Here is a 16,761-nt window from a genome sequence, read left to right as displayed (position 1 = left end):
GCTGCAAGAATACGCGCGAGGCTTTCGTGTGCGGACGGAAACGCCTAAGACAGACCGGCGCAGGCGTGGCGAGTTCAAAACGCCCGGCCGCCGCGTTCAGGCCGGCGCGGACAGGCCGTGGTCGAGCGCGATGCGCCGCGCGACCAGCCGCTGCAGCCGCCACAGGTAGCGGTCGTGCATGCCGTGTTCTTCCAGTTTCCGCACCGTATTGAAGAGATACTCCGCGCCCGATCCCCAATGGCCGCAGGCGCGGGACAGAACGGCGGCGATTTCTTCGGGCGCCAGCTTGCCGGTATACGCGCGCGAGCCGCGATTGATGACGAAAGCGATCGCGCGCACGGGCGCGCCGTCCCGCATCACCGTCACCCAGCGCGGAAGCGTGTTGGCGGGCTTGACCGTGGTTTCCCGCCTGCACAGCTTGTGCAATTGCTGCCGCAGGCCGGCGGCGGGCATGCGATACAGCATGCCCTTGCACTGGCCGCCGCGGTCGAGCGACATCATCAGACCCGGGCATTCCTCGCTGCCCCGGTAGCGGCGGATGCGGAAACAGAACGATCGGTGCCAGCCGCGTGCGACGCCGGGACTTTCCTCCGTGTGCTCGCATTCCGGTTTCCAGATCAGCGAGCCGAAGGCGAACAGCCATGCATCCTCGCCAGGAGGATGCGTGGCCAGCAGCCCGTCGACCATGCGCTCGTAATCGTCGTCCGTCTGGTAATCGACGCCGGCGATCGGGCCGGGGTCTTCCACGGCACGGTGGACCAGGGCCACGAGTTCGGGCGTCAGGGACATGCGGCGCGCGGGCATCCGGCCTTCTGCGGGTGGGGAATAGTCGGCGGCGGTTTCGGGTGCCGCGATGGGGGCGCGGGTCATGCTAGCCGGCCGGCAGCAGCTGCGGATTCCAGACCGCTTCCCAGAGGTGTCCGTCCGGGTCCTGGAAGTAGCCGGAGCGGCCGCCCCAGAATGTCGGCGCGGCGGGTTTGACGATGCGTCCGCCGGCGGCGGCCGCGCGCGCCATCACCTCGTCGACTTCGGCCTGCGTGCGCACGTTGTGGCCGAGCGTCACGCCGCCTGTGGCGGCCGGTGCGGGCAGGCCGCTGTCCGCGGCCATGCTGGCGCGCGGCCACAGGGCCAGTTTCAGTCCGCCTTCGAGATCGAAGAAGGCGACCGCGCCGTGTTCGAACTCCTGGCCGACGACGCCATCGGTGCGCCATCCCAGTCCGTCGCGATAGAAGCGCAGCGCGCGTTCGAGATCGTCGACGCCCAGGGTGATGACGGAAATACGGGCCTTCATCCGAGCCTCCTCCATGCGCAATGCATACAGCTGCTATTTTCCATCCCCGGCCGCCGCCGGCAAGTCCACCTTCTTCACCGGCCCCATGTCGGCGGCGATGAAATCCTCGAGCGCAGCGGCCAGCCGGTCCATGCGCTCGCCGAGCGCCTGTTCCAGGTAGCGGTACTGGCGGTCGATGAGCGGCGCGATATCGCGCACGGTGCGGTCGCCCTTGGCCGACAGCGCGATGCGCAGACGGCGCTGGTCTTCGGGCACCGCATGCCGGACGATGAGTTTCATCTCCGTCATGCGCGCCAGGATGCCGGCCATGCTCGAGCTGTGGAAATGACAGGCCTCGCACAATTCCCATGGCTCGAGCTCGCCCTGTTCGTCGAGCGCGCGCAACACCCGCCATTGCTGCTCCGTCAAGCCGAAATGCTGAAACAAGGGACGGAAGTGGATCATCAGGCGTTCCCGCGCCTGCAGGAAAAGCTGAGGCAGGTTGCGGTATGCGACCCGACGGTTTGCGTTTTTCTTCATTTTTCAGAAGTCTCCTGGTCTCGCCTGTTGTCGATTATAGCCTTGACGCAACAGGGCTTAAGTGATTCAATCACTCGTATATTAGTGAATGTGAGCAGTTTGGCAGCATCCTTCGTCGGGTTCCCGCACCGTTCGCTGCTGCAGCTCTTCCACCTCCCGGAGAAATCAATGCAAGCAGTGTTCGAACAACGTATCCGCATGCCCCAGCTGCGCTCGCGCGTGGTCGACGCCACCGAGGCGGCGCAGTGGGTGAAGGACGGCATGACCATCGGCATGAGCGGATTCACCCGCGCCGGCGACGCCAAGGCGGTGCCGCTCGCGGTGGCCGAGAAGGCCCTGCATGAGAAGCTCAAGATCACCCTCATCACCGGCGCCTCCCTCGGCGGCGACATCGACAAGAAGCTGACCGAAGCGGGCGCGCTGTCGCGCCGCATCCCCTTCCAGTCCGACCCCGTGCTGCGCGCGGCCATCAACCGCGGCGAGGTGATGTATGTCGATCACCACCTGTCGGAGACCGTCGAGTTCCTGCGCGCCAGCCAGCTCGCGCCGGTGGACGTGGCCATCATCGAAGCGGTCGCCATCACCGAGGACGGCGGCATCGTGCCCAGCACCTCCGTCGGCAACAGCGCCAGCTTCGCGATTCTCGCCTCCAGGGTGATCGTCGAGATCAACCTCAGCCAGTCGCCCGAGCTAGAAGGCCTGCACGACATCTTCATCCCCGGCCGCCGGCCGCATCGCAGCCCGATCCCTATCTGCGAGGTGGACGACCGCGTCGGCACCAGCATGATCCCGATTCCGCCGGAGAAGATCGTCGCCATCGTCTTCACCGACAAGCCGGACAGCCCCTCCAACATCCTGCCCGCCGACGAGGAAACCGCCGCGATCGCCGGCCACCTGGTGACGTTCTTCGAGCGCGAAGTGCGCCAGGGACGCCTGACCCGCAGCCTGCTGCCGCTGCAGGCCGGCATCGGCACCATCGCGAATGCGGTGCTGGCCGGGCTCGCGGACAGCCCTTTCCAGAACCTGACCATGTACTCCGAGGTGCTGCAGGACTCCACCTTCGATCTGTTCGACGCCGGCAAGCTCGATTTCGCCTCCGGCTCCTCGATCACGCTGTCGCCGGAGAAGGGCAGGGAAGTGTTCTCCAACATCGGCCGCTACAAGGACCGGCTGGTGCTGCGTCCGCAGGAAATGAGCAACCATCCGGAAGTCATCCGCCGGCTCGGCATCATCGCGCTCAACACCGCGCTTGAGGCCGACGTGTACGGCAATGTGAATTCCACCCACCTGTTCGGCACCCACATGATGAACGGCATCGGCGGCTCCGGCGACTTCGCCCGCAATGCCTACCTGTCGATCTTCGCCACCAAGTCGCTGGCGAAGAACGGCGCCATCTCCAGCATCGTGCCGATGGCCTCGCACGTGGATCATAACGAGCACGATGTCGACATCCTGGTGACCGAGGTCGGCCTGGCCGACCTGCGCGGACTGGCGCCGCGCGAGAAGGCGCAGACCGTGGTGCGCAACTGCGTGCCCGAGCCCTACCGCCAGTTGCTGCTCGACTACCTGGCCGAGGCCAACCGCCGCGGCGGCCACACCCCCCACCTGCTGGAGGAAGCCCTCGCCTGGCACATCCGCTACCGCGAAACGGGCAGCATGCTGCCGGACGGTCTGCCGGAACTCGCGGCCGCCTGATCCGGCGCCGGCATCTCCGTCGACCCGGACCGGCGGTCCGCGGAGCAAGGGCGCCCCGGTGGGCGCCCTTGCCTTGTTGCTCCACGAGCAATCTTCTTCTACACTGCGCAGCTTGGACTTGTTCCCTTGCAAGTGCCTCTTTCCGGAGGCGCCAGTCCGGCCGCCCGGGCGCCGGCCGCTGCAAGCCCGATCACACATCACAGGGCCAGCCGATGCTCAACCGATTCATGCCACTGCAGGACCTGGCCCTCGCCATCGCCGAGAACTCCGTTCACGGCATCGTCGTGATGGACGACGACGGCTACTGCCTCTACGACAACCGGGCATGGACGGAGATCACCGGGTTTACCGCGCAAGACATGGTCTCGAAGCCGGTTCACGACTGGGTCCATCATCACCACCCCGACGAGCGGCCTTTCCCGATCACCGAATGCCCGATCGGCAACACCCTCGGCCGCAACGAAAACGTCCGCAATCACCGAGACCTGTTCTTCAGGAAGGATGGCTCCCCCTTCCATGTGTCGTGCGCGGCGAGCACCATCAGCGTCGACGGCGCGCCCTCGCTCAAGATCCTCGAGATCCGCGACATCACCGACGACATGCAGGTCGAGCGGCGCAAGGATGAATTCCTCGCCATGCTCGCGCACGAACTGCGCAATCCGCTGGCGCCGATCGCGGCGGCCGCCGACCTGCTCCAGGTCGGACGGCTGGATGCCGCCGGGATGAAGCAGGCGAGCGACGTGATCTCGCGCCAGGTTTCGCACATGTCGGCGCTGATCAACGACCTGCTGGACGTCTCCCGCGTGACGCGCGGCCAGATCCGGCTGGAGCGGCGGGATGAAGACATCCGGGGCATTATCGCGGAGGCGGTCGAACAGGTCCGGCCGCTGGTCGAGGCCCGCCGCCACTGGGTCGCGGTGAACACCTCGCCGGGCAGCACCTTTGTCCATGGCGACAGGAAGCGCCTGGTGCAGGTCTTCGCCAACATCCTCGCCAATGCGGCGAAGTACACGCCGGACGGCGGCGAGATCGCCGTAAGCATCGACGCCCGGCCGGGCGAACTCAGGGTGGAGATTGCCGACAACGGCATCGGCATGTCGGAGGAAATGACCAGCCGCGCCTTCGAGCTGTTCACGCAGGCGGAGCGCGCACCGGACCGCATGCAGGGCGGCCTGGGCATAGGCCTGGCGCTCGTGCGCAGCCTGGTCGCGCTGCACGGCGGCAGCGTGGCCGCGCGCAGCGCGGGCGAGGGCAGGGGAACGACGATCACGGTCGTGCTGCCCGCCGTCGCGCCGCAGGCAGCACCTGCTGAAGCTGCGGGCCGCGGCAAGACCATCCCGCGCGTCGCGCGGCCGCTGAAAATCATGGTGGTCGATGACAGGCGGGACGCGGCGGAAATGCTGGGCATGCTGCTGACGTCGCTCGGCCACCGCGTGCGGCTCGAGTTCGATTCCCATGCGGCACTCGCCGCCGCCGGCGAGGAAAACTTCGACGCGTTTCTGCTCGACGTCGGCCTGCCCGGAATGGACGGCATGGAACTGGCGCGCCGCATACGGGGGCTGCCACGTCACGGCGAGGCACTGCTCGTCGCCGTCACCGGCTACGGCCAGTTGCACGACAGGGACAAGGCCATCGACAGCGGCTTCGACCATCACCTGATCAAGCCGGCGGACCTGCAGCGGCTGAGCGAGATCCTGGACGCCGCCGCCACTGAACCGGCGCGGCGGTCATAGCGGGCACGCCCGCGCCCGCCTGCCGCTACCTTACTGGCGCGGAATGGTGCCCCGCCACGCGCCGGTCTCGACACCCCGGCTTTCCACCAGCTGCTTGTAGCGCTTGAGGTTGGCCTTGGTCTGCATCTTGACGAAACCGAGGGCGTCGCCGACCTTTTCGTCGATCGACTCGGGATCGTAGTCCATCTGCAGCATCACGCGCGTCTTGTTTTCCGAGATCTTGTGGAAGGTCACTACGCCGGCGTTGTGCACGCCGCCGAGGCTGCGCCATGCGATGCGCTCTTCCGGGATCTGTTCGGTGATCTCGGCATCCCATTCCTTTTCCTTGCCCGCAATGCTTGCCTTCCAGTGCAGGCGCTTGTCATCCAGCTGGCGGACTTCATGCACGCTGTCCATGAATTGCGGCAAGTCCTCGAACTGCGTCCACTGGTTGTAGGCGGTGCTGATCGGCACATCCACTTCGATGGATTCTTCCACCGTCGAGGTCATGTCCGATCCGCGCGAGCGTGTGAGCTGTTTGGAGAGCAGGTAGCCGCCGACGGCAATGGCTGCGGCGGTAGCAATACGACGACCAAGCATAGCGCATCCTTTCTTCGATTTAATCTGGATAGGGGCCGGACGAGGCAAGCGCCCCGTCATTCACGGTCCGATCGTATTTCCTGGTCAAAGTTCTAAGCGGACGCGGCGCGGGACGTCCGCCACGGGCGGCGCCAAAAAATGAGACTATCGACGCAACCGCAAGCAAGTGGAGGTGGGAAAAAGTGATTCCGGGGAAGCCAGGCGCAGCCGAGGCCGTGGTCCACAGACTGCTCGCCCGCGCCGTCGTGCTGCGGCCGCAGGAAACGGCGGCGCTGCTGCTCGGCTTCACCGCCTTTCTCAGCCTGCTGTGCGCCTACTACCTGTTGCGTCCCCTGCGCGACGCGATGGGACTGGTCGGCGGCGTCGGCCAGTTGCCCTGGCTGTTCTCCGCCACCTTCGTCTCGATGCTGGCGCTGGTGCCGGTCTTCGGCGCGCTCACCGCGCGCCTGCCGCCGCGCCGCTTCGTGCCGCTGGTCTATCGTTTTTTCGCGCTCAACATCCTCGGCTTCGGCGCGCTGTTCGCGACCGGCGTGCAAGAGGTGGCTGTATCGCGCGTGTTCTTCGTGTGGCTGAGCGTGTTCAACCTGTTCGTGATCAGCGTGTTCTGGAGTGTGATGGCCGACGGCTTCAGCAGCGAGCAGGGCAAGCGGTTGTTCGGCTTCATCGCGGCCGGCGGTACCGCAGGCGCGCTGCTCGGGCCGGCGCTCGCGGCGGTGCTCGCGGTACGCTTCGGCGTCGCGCTGCTGGCGCTCATCGCGGCGCTGCTGCTGGAAGTCGCGGTGCAGTGCCTGCGGCGCCTGCAACATGCGGAATCGCACGGCGGGAAGGACGGGCCTCCGGCCGGCGAGCGCCTCGGCGGCGGCATCCTGGCGGGGGTCACGCTCATCGCGAGGGACCGCTACCTGCTCGGCATCGTCGTGTACCTGCTGCTGCACAGCTGCGCATCCACCCTGCTGTACTTCGAGCAGGGCCGCATCGTCGCCGCCGGCTTTGCGGACACGGCCTCGCGCACGCGCTTCTTCGCCCTGGTCGACCTGTGCGTGTCGGGGCTGGCGCTGAGCCTGCAGCTGTTCGGCAGCGCCTATGTGATACGCCGCGCGGGAGTGGGTGTCGCGCTCGCGGTGCTGCCGCTCGCCACGCTGGCCGCCTTCGGCGCGCTCGCTGCCTGGCCCACCGTCGCCGTGCTCGGCGCGGTGCAGGTGCTGCGGCGTTCGCTCGACTATGCACTGGCCCGTCCGGCGCGCGAGACGCTGTTCACCGTGGTCGCGCTCGGCGCCAAGTACAAGGCCAAGAATGTGATCGATACCGTCGTCTATCGCGGCGGCGATGCAGTCAGCGGCTGGCTGTCGGCGGCATTGACGGCGCTCGGGCTGGGATTTGCAGGCATGGGCGCGGCCTTCGCGCCGGCCGCCGTGCTGTGGGTGGGACTGTCGGCGTGGCTGTCGCGGCGGCAGGCGCGGTACGCGGAGGAATCGACAACGCAGCGAAAGGAAGATCATGAACCACGCATCGAATGAACGCCCGTCGAAAGGCGGCATGTCGCGCGCCGAGTTTCTGCGCCTGGCCATGGGCGCCGCGGTCGGTCTCGGCCTGGGTCCCGGCCTGGGTGCGCAGCCGGCGCCGGCCCGCATGCTCACCCGGCGGATTCCTTCCAGCGGCGAAGCCCTGCCGGTGATCGGCGTCGGCACCTGGCAGACCTTTGATGCCGGCCCCGGCGAAGCCGAGCGGGCGCCCTTGCGGGAAGTGCTGCAGGTGCTGTTTGCCGCCGGCGGCTCGGTGATCGACAGTTCGCCGATGTACGGCCGCTCGGAAGAGGTGGCCGGCGATCTGCTGGCGGGACTGGGCGTGCATGAGCGCGCCTTCGTCGCCACCAAGGTCTGGACGCGCGGACGGGAAGAGGGCATCCGCCAGATGCGCCGCTCGATGCAGCTGCTGCGGGACGAGCGCATCGAGCTGATGCAGGTGCACAACCTGGTGGACTGGCGCACGCAGCTCAGGACGCTGCGTACGTGGAAGGAGGAAGGCCGCATCCGCTATCTCGGCGTGACGCACTATACCGAGAGCGCCTACGACGAACTGGAGGCGGTGATGCGCGGCGAAAAGCTCGACTTCGTGCAGCTCAATTACGCCCTCAACGATCGCGCCGCCGAAGCGCGGCTGCTGCCGCTCGCCGCCGAGCGCGGCATCGCGGTGCTCGTCAATCAGCCGTTCGGCGGCGGCGGCCTGCTGCGCGGCCTCGCCGCCCAGCCGCTGCCCGACTGGGCGGCGGAGATCGGCTGCGAGAGCTGGGCGCAGGTGCTGCTCAAGTTCGTGCTCGGCCATCCCGCCGTCACCTGCGTGATTCCCGGCACCAGCCGTCCCCGCCACATGGCCGACAACTGCCGCGCTGGAACAGGCGTGCTGCCGGATGACAGCATGCGCAAGCGCATCGTGGCGTGGTGGGAAGGGCGCCGCTGAATCCCGGTGCCGGCGGGGTCGTGGCGCGTCCGGTAGGTTTTCCGCAGCTGAGCGATACTAGCGCGCGGATGACATGCAGAAAAACGGGAGACGAGATTGACAGCACATGTTTTCGACGCAGCGCTCGCGCTGAACGGCGCCGGGGAAACGCTCACCGGCCACACCCATCCGGCCTACGCCAACATGGTCGGCCCATTCGGCGGCATGATCAGCGCCGTCCTGCTCAATGCGGTGCTGCAGCATCCGCAGCGCCTCGGCGACCCGGTGTCGCTCACGGTGCATTACGCCGCGCCGATCGCCGACGGCGGATTCGGGCTTGTCCCCAGGGTGATGCGCACCAACCGCACGACCCAGCACTGGCTCGTCGAACTCGTGCAGGCCGGCGGCGTGGCCGCCTATGCCACCGCGGTTACCGCCACCCGGCGCGATACCTGGTCCGCCTCCGACGCCGTCTTTCCCGAGGTGCCGCCGGCCGACAGGGTCGCGGTCGCGCCGCCGGTGCCCCGCGCCGCATGGACCGCGAGCTATGAAATGCGCTTCATCGACGGCGCCCTGACGATGGAGGAAGGAGAGCGCGCCGACTCCCTGACCCGGCTCTGGATACGCGACCAGCCGCCGCGCCCGCTCGACTACGCATCGCTCTCCGCGATCTGCGACGCCTTCTTCCCGCGCATTTTCGTGCGGCGTCCGAAGTGGGTGCCGGTGGGCACCGTCACGCTGACCACCTACTTCCACGCCGACGCCGCGCAGCTCGCCGCGGTCGGTGCCGCGCCCGTGCTCGGCGTGGCGCGCGCCAATCGCTTCGAACAGGGCTTCTTCGACCAGTCCGCGGAAATCTGGAGCGGCGACGGCAAGCTGCTCGCCGCCAGCCATCAGCTGGTGTACTTCAAGGAATAGGTTCACGCATGGCAAGGAACATCGAGATCAAGGCGCGCGTGGATGACATCCGGGCGCTGGAACGGCGGGTGGTGGCGATCGGCGGCGCGGGCCCGCAGCCCATCGCGCAGGACGACACTTTCTTCCGCTGCGAGAACGGACGCCTGAAGCTGCGCGCGTTCGACGACGGCACCGGGCAGCTGATCTTTTACCGGCGCGCCGATGAACAAGGGCCGAAGGAGTCCTTCTATGTGATGTCCGAGACCGCCGGCCCCGATGGCTTGCGGCAAGCGCTGACGCTCGCCTATGGCATGCGCGGACGGGTGAGGAAGCAGAGGTTGCTCTACATGATGGGGCGGACGCGCATACACCTCGACAGGGTCGAGGGCCTCGGCGATTTCATGGAGCTGGAAGTGGTGCTGGCCGACGGCGAGGCGGCCGGGGACGGCATGCGCGAGGCGCAACAATTGATGGCGCGGCTGGGTGTGGATGCGGCGCAGCTCGTCGAAGGCGCCTATCTCGATCTGCTCGAGGGAAAGACAAACGCGGCAGCCGTGTCGGAATGAAAAAAGGCGGGATACCCGCCTTTCTTCATCCACGGCCTGACCTACTTGCCGAAGGTGTCCTTGAGATTGCCGACGCCTTTCTGGATCTTGCCCTCCGTCTGCCTGACGTCGCCCTTGACCTGCTGCTTGTCGTTGCCGGCCAGCTCGCCCGCCTTCTGCTGCAGCTTGCCTGCCGCGTCCTTGATGTTGCCCTTGACCTGGTCCTGGTTCATGACTGGCTCCTTCGTCAATGGTTGCTCACACCTTTCAGACGCCGGCGCACCGCGCGAGTTCACCCGCGACATCCATTCGCGTGCCGCCGCGCATCGTCGGAATTGCTCTCGATAAGCATTTCGCACTCCCGGCCGCCGGCGATGTCTGATCAAAGTCCGGTCCGGTGCATGTTTACCGCGGCGCATTCCGCCGCAACCGTAAGATCGTGGATGGACCGCGACCAGCCTGCTTACGCCAATGCAACTCACCCACATCCTTCTGCTGACAGCGACGCTCGTGATCATGGAGATCGCGGTGACGCTGTTCCATCGGCATGTGATGCATGGGATCGGGTGGAAGTGGCATGCATCGCATCATGAGCGCGGCGCGGGCCGGGGCTGGGAGCGGAACGACTGGTTCGCGGTCGTGTTCGCCGGCGCCACCATCCTGCTCTTCATACTGGGCGGCAGTCACGCCGGCGTGTGGTGGATCGCGCTCGGCATCACGCTCTACGGCCTGCTCTACGGACTGCTGCATGACGTTCTCACGCATCGCCGCTTCGGCCCGAACTGGCAACCCAGGCATGCCTACCTGCGGCGCCTGGTGGCCGCGCATCGCCTGCATCACGCGGTACGCAGCCGGGAAGGCGGGGTTTCCTTCGGCTTCCTGTATGCGCCGCCGGTCGAGACGGTGCGCCGGCAACTGCGTTCGCGCCAGGTGCGGCAATGAGGCGCAGTCTTCAGGACGCCACCGGCGCCACGCTCGCCGTGCTCATCGCCGGCGCCTGGCTGGCGCTGCACGTGGCGGGCGTATTCTTCCTCGACGCCGGCCGTCCGGCCACGGCGCTGCTGGTGGTGCTGCAGACCTGGCTGTCGGTCGGCCTCTACATCGTCGCGCATGACGCGATGCACGGCTCGCTCCTCCGCTCGCGCAAGGCCGGGGAGCGCGTCGGCGCGCTCGCGGTGTGGCTGTACGCGGGCTTCGGCTGGCGCCGCCTGGTGACGATGCACCGCTCCCACCACCTGTACGCCGGCACCCCGCAGGACCCGGACTTCGCGCCCGACACGCCGTCGGCGCTGCTGCCCTGGTATCTGCGCTTCATGCGCACCTACTTCGGCGCGCGCGAATGCGCGGTCATGGCGCTGCGCGTCGGTGCGTACGTGCTGCTCGGCGCCCGTATCGAAAACATCCTGCTCTTCTTCGCCGTGCCCGGATTGCTGTCCTCGTTCCAGCTGTTTTATTTCGGCACCTACCTGCCTCACCGGCACGAGACCGACGCCGCCTTCCCCGACCGGCACCGCGCGCGCAGCAGCCGCTACGACTATCTCGCCTCGCTGCTGAGCTGCTTTCACTTCGGCTATCACCATGAACATCACCGGCGGCCGGACGTACCCTGGTGGCGCCTGCCAGCGCTGAGAAGAGGAGACTGAAGACACCCATGCCATCGCGCCATATCGTGTTCGCCACCGCCGGCTCGCTCGGCGATCTCTATCCGTTTCTCGCGCTCGGCGGCGAACTGCAGCGGCGCGCCCACCGGGTGAGCATCGCCACCAGCGCCAACCACCGCGATGCGGTGCTGGCGGCGGGCCTCGGCTTTCGTCACATGCGGCCCGACCCGGAAAACACGGCGGCCTTCCATGCGCGCTTCATGCATCCGAAGACCGGCGGCGAGTTCGCGTACCGGCACCATCTCGCACCCGCCGTGCGCGACAGCTACGCCGACCTGGCCAGGGCCACCGCCGACGCCGACCTGCTGGTCAGCCAGTCGCTGATGGCGCTGGCCGCGCCGCTGCTCGCCGCCAGGACCGGCATTCCCTGGATATCGGCGGTGTTTCAGCCGATGACCCTGTTCTCGCTGCACGACCAGCCCAACTATCTGCCGTCGCCGCTGCTGCGATGGCTGTGCGGGCGTTCGCCGGCGCTGCACGCCCGCGTGTTCCATTATGTCCGGCTGCATACGGCGCAATGGGTGAAGCCGGTGCTCGACCTGCGCAGCGAACTCGGCATCGCCGGCCGCGAGCACCCGATGTACGAGGGCCAGCATTCGCCGCGGCGCGTGCTGGCCATGTTCTCGCCGCTGTTCGGCTCGCCGCGTCCCGACTGGCCGGCGTCCGCCGTGCAGACCGGCAATGCGGTGTACGGCGAGTCGCGCCGCGAGCGCGTGCCGGCACTCAATGAATTTCTTGCGCGCGGCGGACCGCCGCTGGCGGTATTCACGCTGTCCGGCTCGGCCAGCAACGATGCCGGCGACTTTTACCGCGAGGGCCTGGCGGCGGCCGGCATGCTCGGCATGCGCGCGCTCCTGGTGGCCAGCGGTCTGGCCGCCACTTCTCCGTTGCCCGACCCCTTGCCCGACTGGGCGCTGCGCGTCGACTACGCCCCCTTCGAAGACGTCTTCCCGCATGCGGCGGTCGTGGTGCATGCGGGCGGCATCGGCACCGTCTTCAAGGCGCTGCAGGCGGGTGTGCCGCAGGTCCTGGTGCCGCACGCGCATGACCAGCTCGACAACGCGCTGCGGATGGCGAGACTCGGCGCGGCCGAAGTCATCGGCGGCAGGCGCACCGGCCGGCGCAGCCTGGCCCGCGCGCTGCGCTCGGTGCTGCGCAGCGAAGGCATGGGCCGCCGCGCCGCCGAGCTTGCGCTGGCGGCAAGGCAAGAGGATGGCGTCGGCCGAGCCTGCGACGTGATCGAAAGCGAGCTCGCCCATGCATGATCTGATCCTCGTCGGCGGCGGGCTGGCCAACGGCCTGATCGCCTTGCGGCTGAAGATGCTGCGCCCCTCGCTGCGCCTGCTCATCCTGGAAAGAGAGGCGGCGCCCGGCGGCAACCATACCTGGTCTTTCTACCGGCGTGACCTCAGCCCGGGGCAGCTCGACTGGCTGCGGCCGCTCGTCGCGCACAGCTGGCCCGGTTACGAGGTACGTTTCCCCGGCCATCACCGCCGGCTCGACACCGGCTGTCACAGCATCAGCTCGGCGCGCTTCCAGGAAGTGCTGCGCGACATGCTCGGCGCATCGATCGTATGCGGCGCCGATGTCCAGGACCTGACCGCCACCGGCGTGCGGGCGAACGGCAAGCTGCTGCAGGCGAAAGCGGTGCTGGACGGGCGCGGCCATGCCGCTTCCCACCACATGCGCTATGCATGGCAAAAATTTCTCGGCCGGGAAGTGATGCTCGAAGCGCCGCACGGACAGGCGCTGCCCTGCATCATGGACGCCACCGTCGCCCAGGAAGACGGCTACCGTTTCGTCTATACGCTGCCGCTCGGTCCAGACAGGATGCTGATCGAGGACACGTACTACAGCAACGGGCCGGCGCTGGATGCTGTCCGCGCGCGCGCGGGCATCGACGCCTACGCCGCCGCACGGGGATGGAAGATCGCCGCCGTCACGCGCGAAGAATCCGGCATCCTGCCGATCACCCTGTCCGGCGACATCGATGCATTCTGGCGCGAGCCGGCCCGCCAGCTGCCGTGCAGCGGCCTGCGCGCCGGCCTGTTCCATGCCACCACCGGCTACTCGCTGCCCTGCGCGGTGCGTCTTGCCGACCGCGTGGCCCGACTCGACACTTTCACGCCGCCGGCGCTGCGCGCGCTGATTCATGATTTCTCCGTCGAACAGTGGCGCGCCCAGGCGTTCATGCGCCTGCTCAACCGCATGCTGTTCTTCGCCGGTTCGCCGGCGCAGCGCTTTCGCGTCCTGCAGCGCTTCTACACCCTGCCGCAGGGCCTGATCGAGCGCTTCTACGCCGGCCGGCTCACCCGGTTCGACGAATTCCGGATTCTCGCCGGCAAGCCGCCGGTACCCGTGCTGCCCGCGCTGCGGGCGGCGGTATGGACAGGAGGACAGGCATGAGCAAGGCCATCGTCATCGGCAGCGGTTTCGGCGGACTCGCGCTCGCGCTTCGCCTGCAAAGCGCGGGCATCGACACCATCATCCTGGAGCGGCGCGACAAGCCCGGCGGCCGCGCCTACGTCTATCAGGACGCCGGCTTCACCTTCGACGCCGGGCCGACCGTCATCACCGACCCGACCGCGCTGGAGGAACTGTTCGCACTGTCCGGACGGCGCATGGCCGACTATGTGACGCTGCTGCCCGTCAGTCCCTTCTACCGGCTGTGCTGGGAAGACGGCTACAGCTTCGATTACGTGAACGACCAGGAAGAGCTCGACCGGCAGATCGGCGCCAAGTCGCCGGACGACGTCGCCGGCTACCGCCGCTTCCTCGATTATTCCCGTGCGGTCCTCGACGAGGGCTATACCAAGCTCGGCCACGTGCCGTTTCCCGATTTCCGCAGCATGGTCCGGGTGGCGCCGCAACTGATCCGCCTCGAGAGCTACCGCAGCGTCTACAACATGGTGTCGCGCTTCATCCGCGATCCGCACCTGCGGCAGGCATTCAGCTTTCATTCGCTGCTGGTCGGCGGCAATCCTTTCGAGACCTCGTCCATCTACGCGCTGATCCATGCGCTGGAGCGCCAGTGGGGCGTGTTCTTTCCGCAGGGCGGGACCGGCGCCCTCGTGGCCGGCATGCTGCGCCTGTTCACCGAGCTCGGCGGCCAGGTCCGGCTCAACGCCGGCGTCGATGAAATCCTGGTCGAGCAGGGCAGGGTGGCGGGCGTGCGTCTCGAAAGCGGCGAACGCGTCGACAGCCAGCTCGTGGCGAGCAATGCCGATGTGATGCACACCTATGACCGGTTGCTGCGCGCGGATGCGACCGGGCGACGCCGCGCGGCGTCGCTCAGGCGCAAGCGTTTCAGCATGTCGCTGTTCGTGATCTACTTCGGCCTCAGGGGCGTGCGGCCCGATGTGCGGCACCACACGGTGCTGTTCGGGCCGCGCTATCGCGAACTGCTGCAGGACATCTTCCACGGCAAGGAGCTGGCGGAGGATTTCTCGCTCTATCTGCATGCGCCGACGGTGACGGACCCGAGCCTCGCGCCTCCCGGGCACAGCGCCTGGTACGTGCTCGCGCCCGTGCCGCATCTCGGCAACGCCGCGATCGACTGGGAGGTGGAGGGGCCGCGCTACCGCGACCGCATACTCGATTACCTGGAGCGGCAGATCATCCCCGGACTGCGGCGCGACCTCGTCACCGCGCGGATCTTCACGCCCTGCGATTTCCGCGACGAACTCAACGCCCACCTCGGGTCCGCTTTCTCGCTTGAACCGGTGCTCTGGCAGAGCGCTTATTTCCGTACCCACAACAAGGAGCGCGACATCCCCGGCCTGTACTTCGTCGGCGCCGGCACCCACCCCGGCGCCGGCATCCCCGGCGTCGTCGGCTCCGCCAAGGCCACCGCCGGCCTCATCCTCCAGGATCGCCTGCAGCGGAGCGCGGCATGATGGAAAGCGTCAGCGCATACAGCGAACAAAGCATCCGCCTCGGATCGAAAAGCTTCGCGCGGGCCGCCGCGCTGTTCGAGCCGCGCATGCGCGAGAGCGTGATGATGCTCTATGCCTGGTGCCGCTATTGCGACGACGTGATCGACGGCCAGGTGCTCGGCCACGATCAGCACCGGCTGAGCCAGGCCGACAAGAACCGGCGGCTCGCGCTGCTGCGGGAGGAAACGGAAAAGGTCTGCGACGGCCACGCCAGCGACCTGCCCGCCTTCGCGGCGCTCGGGGAGGTGCTGCGCCGCCATCGCATTCCGCGCCGGCACCTGTTCGAACTGCTCGACGGCTTCGCGCTCGACGCCGCCGAAGCGCCCTTCGCCACGCTCGACGACACCTTGCATTATTGCTACCACGTCGCCGGCGTCGTCGGCGTGATGATGGGTTACATCATGGGCGTGCGCGACGAGCAGGTGATGCATCGTGCGGCCGACCTCGGCATCGCCTTTCAGCTGACCAACATCGCCCGCGACGTGCGGGAGGACCTCCAGGTCGGGCGCTGCTACCTGCCCGAGGAGTGGCTGGCACGCGCGCGCATCGATCCCGGCCAGGCTCACCTGCCGGCGCACGCGCCGGCGCTGCACGCACTCGCCTGCGACCTGGTCGAACTGGCCGAGCCTTACTACGACTCCGCCCGCATCGGCATCGCCGCCTTGCCCTGGCGATGCGGCTGGGCGATCGCCGGCGCGCTGCGCATCTATCGCGACATCGGACTCAAGCTCCGCGCGGAAGGGCCGGCGGCATGGGATACACGGCTCAGGGTGTCGGACGCGCGCAAGCTCTGGCATCTCTGCGGAGGATTCGTCGCGGCGAGCGTCGCCGCCGGCCGCCGGCCACGCTCGCCCGTCCGGCCGCGCACCGGCCTGTGGACCAAGGCGGGCATGTAGCAGACCCGCTTCCGGTGTCTCCCGCGATTGCCATTTTTAGAAGACCCGCGCTCTTCAAAAAGAAAAAAATAAAAAACTTCGCGCGGGCACTTGCACAAGGTCTTTGTCTTCGCTATAGTTCGCCTCCCGTCGCGCAGCACGACAAACAAACGAGCCGAAACGCTCGGTGCGTGAAGCGCGAAAAGTGCGAAGGAAGTCCTTGATTTCCATAGCGCGGACCACAGATAGGGATGGTCAGCGGACGAACACGACGCTTCGTCGGCAAGCAGATCTTTAACAAGTAACAGCCGATAAGTGTGGGTACTTGGTACGGTGCGTAGGCGAGCAATCGTCGAAGCTAAAAAGTAATCAAGTGCTCGCACAAAATATAGGTAGGAATCGCAAGAGAACTACCTGTCAGTATTTTGAGTGAGCGACGGTTCTACGGAACCTGCCCGAGAGGGCACAAAACAGGTATTGAACTGAAGAGTTTGATCCTGGCTCAGATTGAACGCTGGCGGCATGCCTTACACATGCAAGTCGAACGGCAGCGCGGGGGCAACCCTGGCGGCGAGTGGCGAACGGGTGAGTAACA

General features: G+C 67.2%; 17 protein-coding genes and 1 rRNA gene. 13 read left to right on the top strand and 5 right to left on the bottom strand.

Features of this window, described 5'->3' with window-relative positions; translation table 11 throughout:
- Positions 1 to 96 precede the first annotated feature (96 nt).
- From NCCP691_RS13985 to NCCP691_RS13975, 3 genes are read right to left on the bottom strand one after another with little or no spacing between them, the layout of a single operon-like run.
- Positions 97 to 870, bottom strand: a complete 774-nt coding sequence (locus tag NCCP691_RS13985) for a gamma-glutamylcyclotransferase (protein ID WP_238482439.1) — start codon at positions 868 to 870, stop codon at positions 97 to 99.
- Between the two features lies 1 nt (position 871).
- Positions 872 to 1,291 carry a VOC family protein gene (locus NCCP691_RS13980; protein ID WP_220809160.1) on the bottom strand — a complete coding sequence of 140 codons (420 nt, stop codon included), beginning with the start codon at positions 1,289 to 1,291 and terminating at the stop codon, positions 872 to 874.
- A 33-nt stretch (positions 1,292 to 1,324) separates the two neighbouring features.
- A complete protein-coding gene (locus NCCP691_RS13975) occupies positions 1,325 to 1,810 on the bottom strand; it encodes a MarR family transcriptional regulator (RefSeq protein ID WP_220809159.1) in 486 nt (161 codons plus the stop codon).
- Positions 1,811 to 1,978: 168 nt separating this feature from the next.
- On the opposite strand from NCCP691_RS13975, the gene scpC reads away from it, so the two are divergent.
- Together scpC and NCCP691_RS13965 are read left to right on the top strand one after the other, a co-directional pair.
- A complete protein-coding gene (gene scpC / locus NCCP691_RS13970; RefSeq protein WP_220809158.1) occupies positions 1,979 to 3,505 on the top strand; it encodes a succinyl-CoA:acetate CoA-transferase ScpC in 1,527 nt (508 codons plus the stop codon).
- Positions 3,506 to 3,732: 227 nt separating this feature from the next.
- The gene (locus tag NCCP691_RS13965) at positions 3,733 to 5,238 is read left to right on the top strand and encodes a hybrid sensor histidine kinase/response regulator (RefSeq protein WP_220809157.1); all 1,506 of its coding nucleotides are present in this window, start codon (positions 3,733 to 3,735) and stop codon (positions 5,236 to 5,238) included.
- A gap of 30 nt (positions 5,239 to 5,268) precedes the next feature.
- Here NCCP691_RS13965 and NCCP691_RS13960 read toward each other — a convergent pair whose 3' ends face one another.
- A complete protein-coding gene (locus NCCP691_RS13960) occupies positions 5,269 to 5,817 on the bottom strand; it encodes an SRPBCC family protein (RefSeq protein ID WP_220809156.1) in 549 nt (182 codons plus the stop codon).
- A gap of 215 nt (positions 5,818 to 6,032) precedes the next feature.
- Here NCCP691_RS13960 and NCCP691_RS13955 point away from each other — a divergent pair, with 215 nt between their 5' ends.
- The 4 genes from NCCP691_RS13955 to NCCP691_RS13940 all read left to right on the top strand — a co-directional run bounded on the left by NCCP691_RS13955 (position 6,033) and on the right by NCCP691_RS13940 (position 9,716).
- The gene (locus NCCP691_RS13955; protein ID WP_220809155.1) at positions 6,033 to 7,334 is read left to right on the top strand and encodes an NTP/NDP exchange transporter; all 1,302 of its coding nucleotides are present in this window, start codon (positions 6,033 to 6,035) and stop codon (positions 7,332 to 7,334) included.
- Positions 7,315 to 8,274: an aldo/keto reductase gene (locus NCCP691_RS13950; RefSeq protein ID WP_238482438.1), complete on the top strand. Its 960-nt coding sequence runs from the start codon at positions 7,315 to 7,317 to the stop codon at positions 8,272 to 8,274. The genes NCCP691_RS13955 and NCCP691_RS13950 overlap by 20 nt, the downstream gene beginning before the upstream one ends.
- A gap of 96 nt (positions 8,275 to 8,370) precedes the next feature.
- Complete coding sequence (locus NCCP691_RS13945) at positions 8,371 to 9,171, top strand: acyl-CoA thioesterase (RefSeq protein ID WP_238482437.1); 801 nt, start codon at positions 8,371 to 8,373, stop codon at positions 9,169 to 9,171.
- An 8-nt stretch (positions 9,172 to 9,179) separates the two neighbouring features.
- Positions 9,180 to 9,716, top strand: a complete 537-nt coding sequence (locus tag NCCP691_RS13940; RefSeq protein WP_220809154.1) for a class IV adenylate cyclase — start codon at positions 9,180 to 9,182, stop codon at positions 9,714 to 9,716.
- 41 nt (positions 9,717 to 9,757) lie between these two features.
- On the opposite strand, the gene NCCP691_RS13935 is transcribed toward NCCP691_RS13940, so the two are convergent.
- Positions 9,758 to 9,928, bottom strand: a complete 171-nt coding sequence (locus NCCP691_RS13935) for a CsbD family protein (RefSeq protein ID WP_220809153.1) — start codon at positions 9,926 to 9,928, stop codon at positions 9,758 to 9,760.
- A 238-nt stretch (positions 9,929 to 10,166) separates the two neighbouring features.
- On the opposite strand from NCCP691_RS13935, the gene NCCP691_RS13930 reads away from it, so the two are divergent.
- The 7 genes from NCCP691_RS13930 to NCCP691_RS13900 all read left to right on the top strand — a co-directional run.
- On the top strand, positions 10,167 to 10,637 hold the full coding sequence (locus NCCP691_RS13930) for a sterol desaturase family protein (RefSeq protein ID WP_220809152.1): 471 nt from the start codon (positions 10,167 to 10,169) through the stop codon (positions 10,635 to 10,637).
- Entirely contained in the window at positions 10,634 to 11,338 is a 705-nt protein-coding gene (locus NCCP691_RS13925; protein ID WP_220809151.1) for a fatty acid desaturase, read from the top strand. Before NCCP691_RS13930 ends, NCCP691_RS13925 begins: the two co-directional genes overlap by 4 nt.
- Before the next feature lie 8 nt (positions 11,339 to 11,346).
- Positions 11,347 to 12,621: a glycosyltransferase gene (locus tag NCCP691_RS13920; protein WP_220809150.1), complete on the top strand. Its 1,275-nt coding sequence runs from the start codon at positions 11,347 to 11,349 to the stop codon at positions 12,619 to 12,621.
- Entirely contained in the window at positions 12,614 to 13,762 is a 1,149-nt protein-coding gene (crtY, locus tag NCCP691_RS13915; RefSeq protein WP_220809149.1) for a lycopene beta-cyclase CrtY, read from the top strand. Before NCCP691_RS13920 ends, crtY begins: the two co-directional genes overlap by 8 nt.
- Positions 13,759 to 15,252, top strand: a complete 1,494-nt coding sequence (locus tag NCCP691_RS13910; RefSeq protein WP_220809148.1) for a phytoene desaturase — start codon at positions 13,759 to 13,761, stop codon at positions 15,250 to 15,252. The genes crtY and NCCP691_RS13910 overlap by 4 nt, the downstream gene beginning before the upstream one ends.
- Entirely contained in the window at positions 15,249 to 16,187 is a 939-nt protein-coding gene (locus NCCP691_RS13905) for a phytoene/squalene synthase family protein (protein WP_220809147.1), read from the top strand. The genes NCCP691_RS13910 and NCCP691_RS13905 overlap by 4 nt, the downstream gene beginning before the upstream one ends.
- A 458-nt stretch (positions 16,188 to 16,645) precedes the next feature.
- A 16S ribosomal RNA gene (locus NCCP691_RS13900) occupies positions 16,646 to 16,761 on the top strand; the annotation flags it as partial.

Source organism: Noviherbaspirillum aridicola (assembly GCF_019656455.1).
GTDB classification, from domain to species: Bacteria; Pseudomonadota; Gammaproteobacteria; order Burkholderiales; family Burkholderiaceae_D; genus Noviherbaspirillum; species Noviherbaspirillum aridicola.
This window is presented reverse-complemented; position numbering and strand designations above follow the sequence as displayed.

What these genes read in the sequence shown, in the direction of transcription:
- NCCP691_RS13985 (WP_238482439.1), bottom strand. Translation starts at nt 870, where the DNA reads ATGACCCGCGCCCCCATCGCGGCACCCGAAACCGCCGCCGACTATTCC.
- NCCP691_RS13980 (WP_220809160.1), bottom strand. Translation starts at nt 1,291, where the DNA reads ATGAAGGCCCGTATTTCCGTCATCACCCTGGGCGTCGACGATCTCGAA.
- NCCP691_RS13975 (WP_220809159.1), bottom strand. Translation starts at nt 1,810, where the DNA reads ATGAAGAAAAACGCAAACCGTCGGGTCGCATACCGCAACCTGCCTCAG.
- scpC (WP_220809158.1), top strand. Translation starts at nt 1,979, where the DNA reads ATGCAAGCAGTGTTCGAACAACGTATCCGCATGCCCCAGCTGCGCTCG.
- NCCP691_RS13965 (WP_220809157.1), top strand. Translation starts at nt 3,733, where the DNA reads ATGCCACTGCAGGACCTGGCCCTCGCCATCGCCGAGAACTCCGTTCAC.
- NCCP691_RS13960 (WP_220809156.1), bottom strand. Translation starts at nt 5,817, where the DNA reads ATGCTTGGTCGTCGTATTGCTACCGCCGCAGCCATTGCCGTCGGCGGC.
- NCCP691_RS13950 (WP_238482438.1), top strand. Translation starts at nt 7,315, where the DNA reads ATGAACCACGCATCGAATGAACGCCCGTCGAAAGGCGGCATGTCGCGC.
- NCCP691_RS13940 (WP_220809154.1), top strand. Translation starts at nt 9,180, where the DNA reads ATGGCAAGGAACATCGAGATCAAGGCGCGCGTGGATGACATCCGGGCG.
- NCCP691_RS13935 (WP_220809153.1), bottom strand. Translation starts at nt 9,928, where the DNA reads ATGAACCAGGACCAGGTCAAGGGCAACATCAAGGACGCGGCAGGCAAG.
- NCCP691_RS13930 (WP_220809152.1), top strand. Translation starts at nt 10,167, where the DNA reads ATGCAACTCACCCACATCCTTCTGCTGACAGCGACGCTCGTGATCATG.
- NCCP691_RS13925 (WP_220809151.1), top strand. Translation starts at nt 10,634, where the DNA reads ATGAGGCGCAGTCTTCAGGACGCCACCGGCGCCACGCTCGCCGTGCTC.
- NCCP691_RS13920 (WP_220809150.1), top strand. Translation starts at nt 11,347, where the DNA reads ATGCCATCGCGCCATATCGTGTTCGCCACCGCCGGCTCGCTCGGCGAT.
- crtY (WP_220809149.1), top strand. Translation starts at nt 12,614, where the DNA reads ATGCATGATCTGATCCTCGTCGGCGGCGGGCTGGCCAACGGCCTGATC.
- NCCP691_RS13910 (WP_220809148.1), top strand. Translation starts at nt 13,759, where the DNA reads ATGAGCAAGGCCATCGTCATCGGCAGCGGTTTCGGCGGACTCGCGCTC.
- NCCP691_RS13905 (WP_220809147.1), top strand. Translation starts at nt 15,249, where the DNA reads ATGATGGAAAGCGTCAGCGCATACAGCGAACAAAGCATCCGCCTCGGA.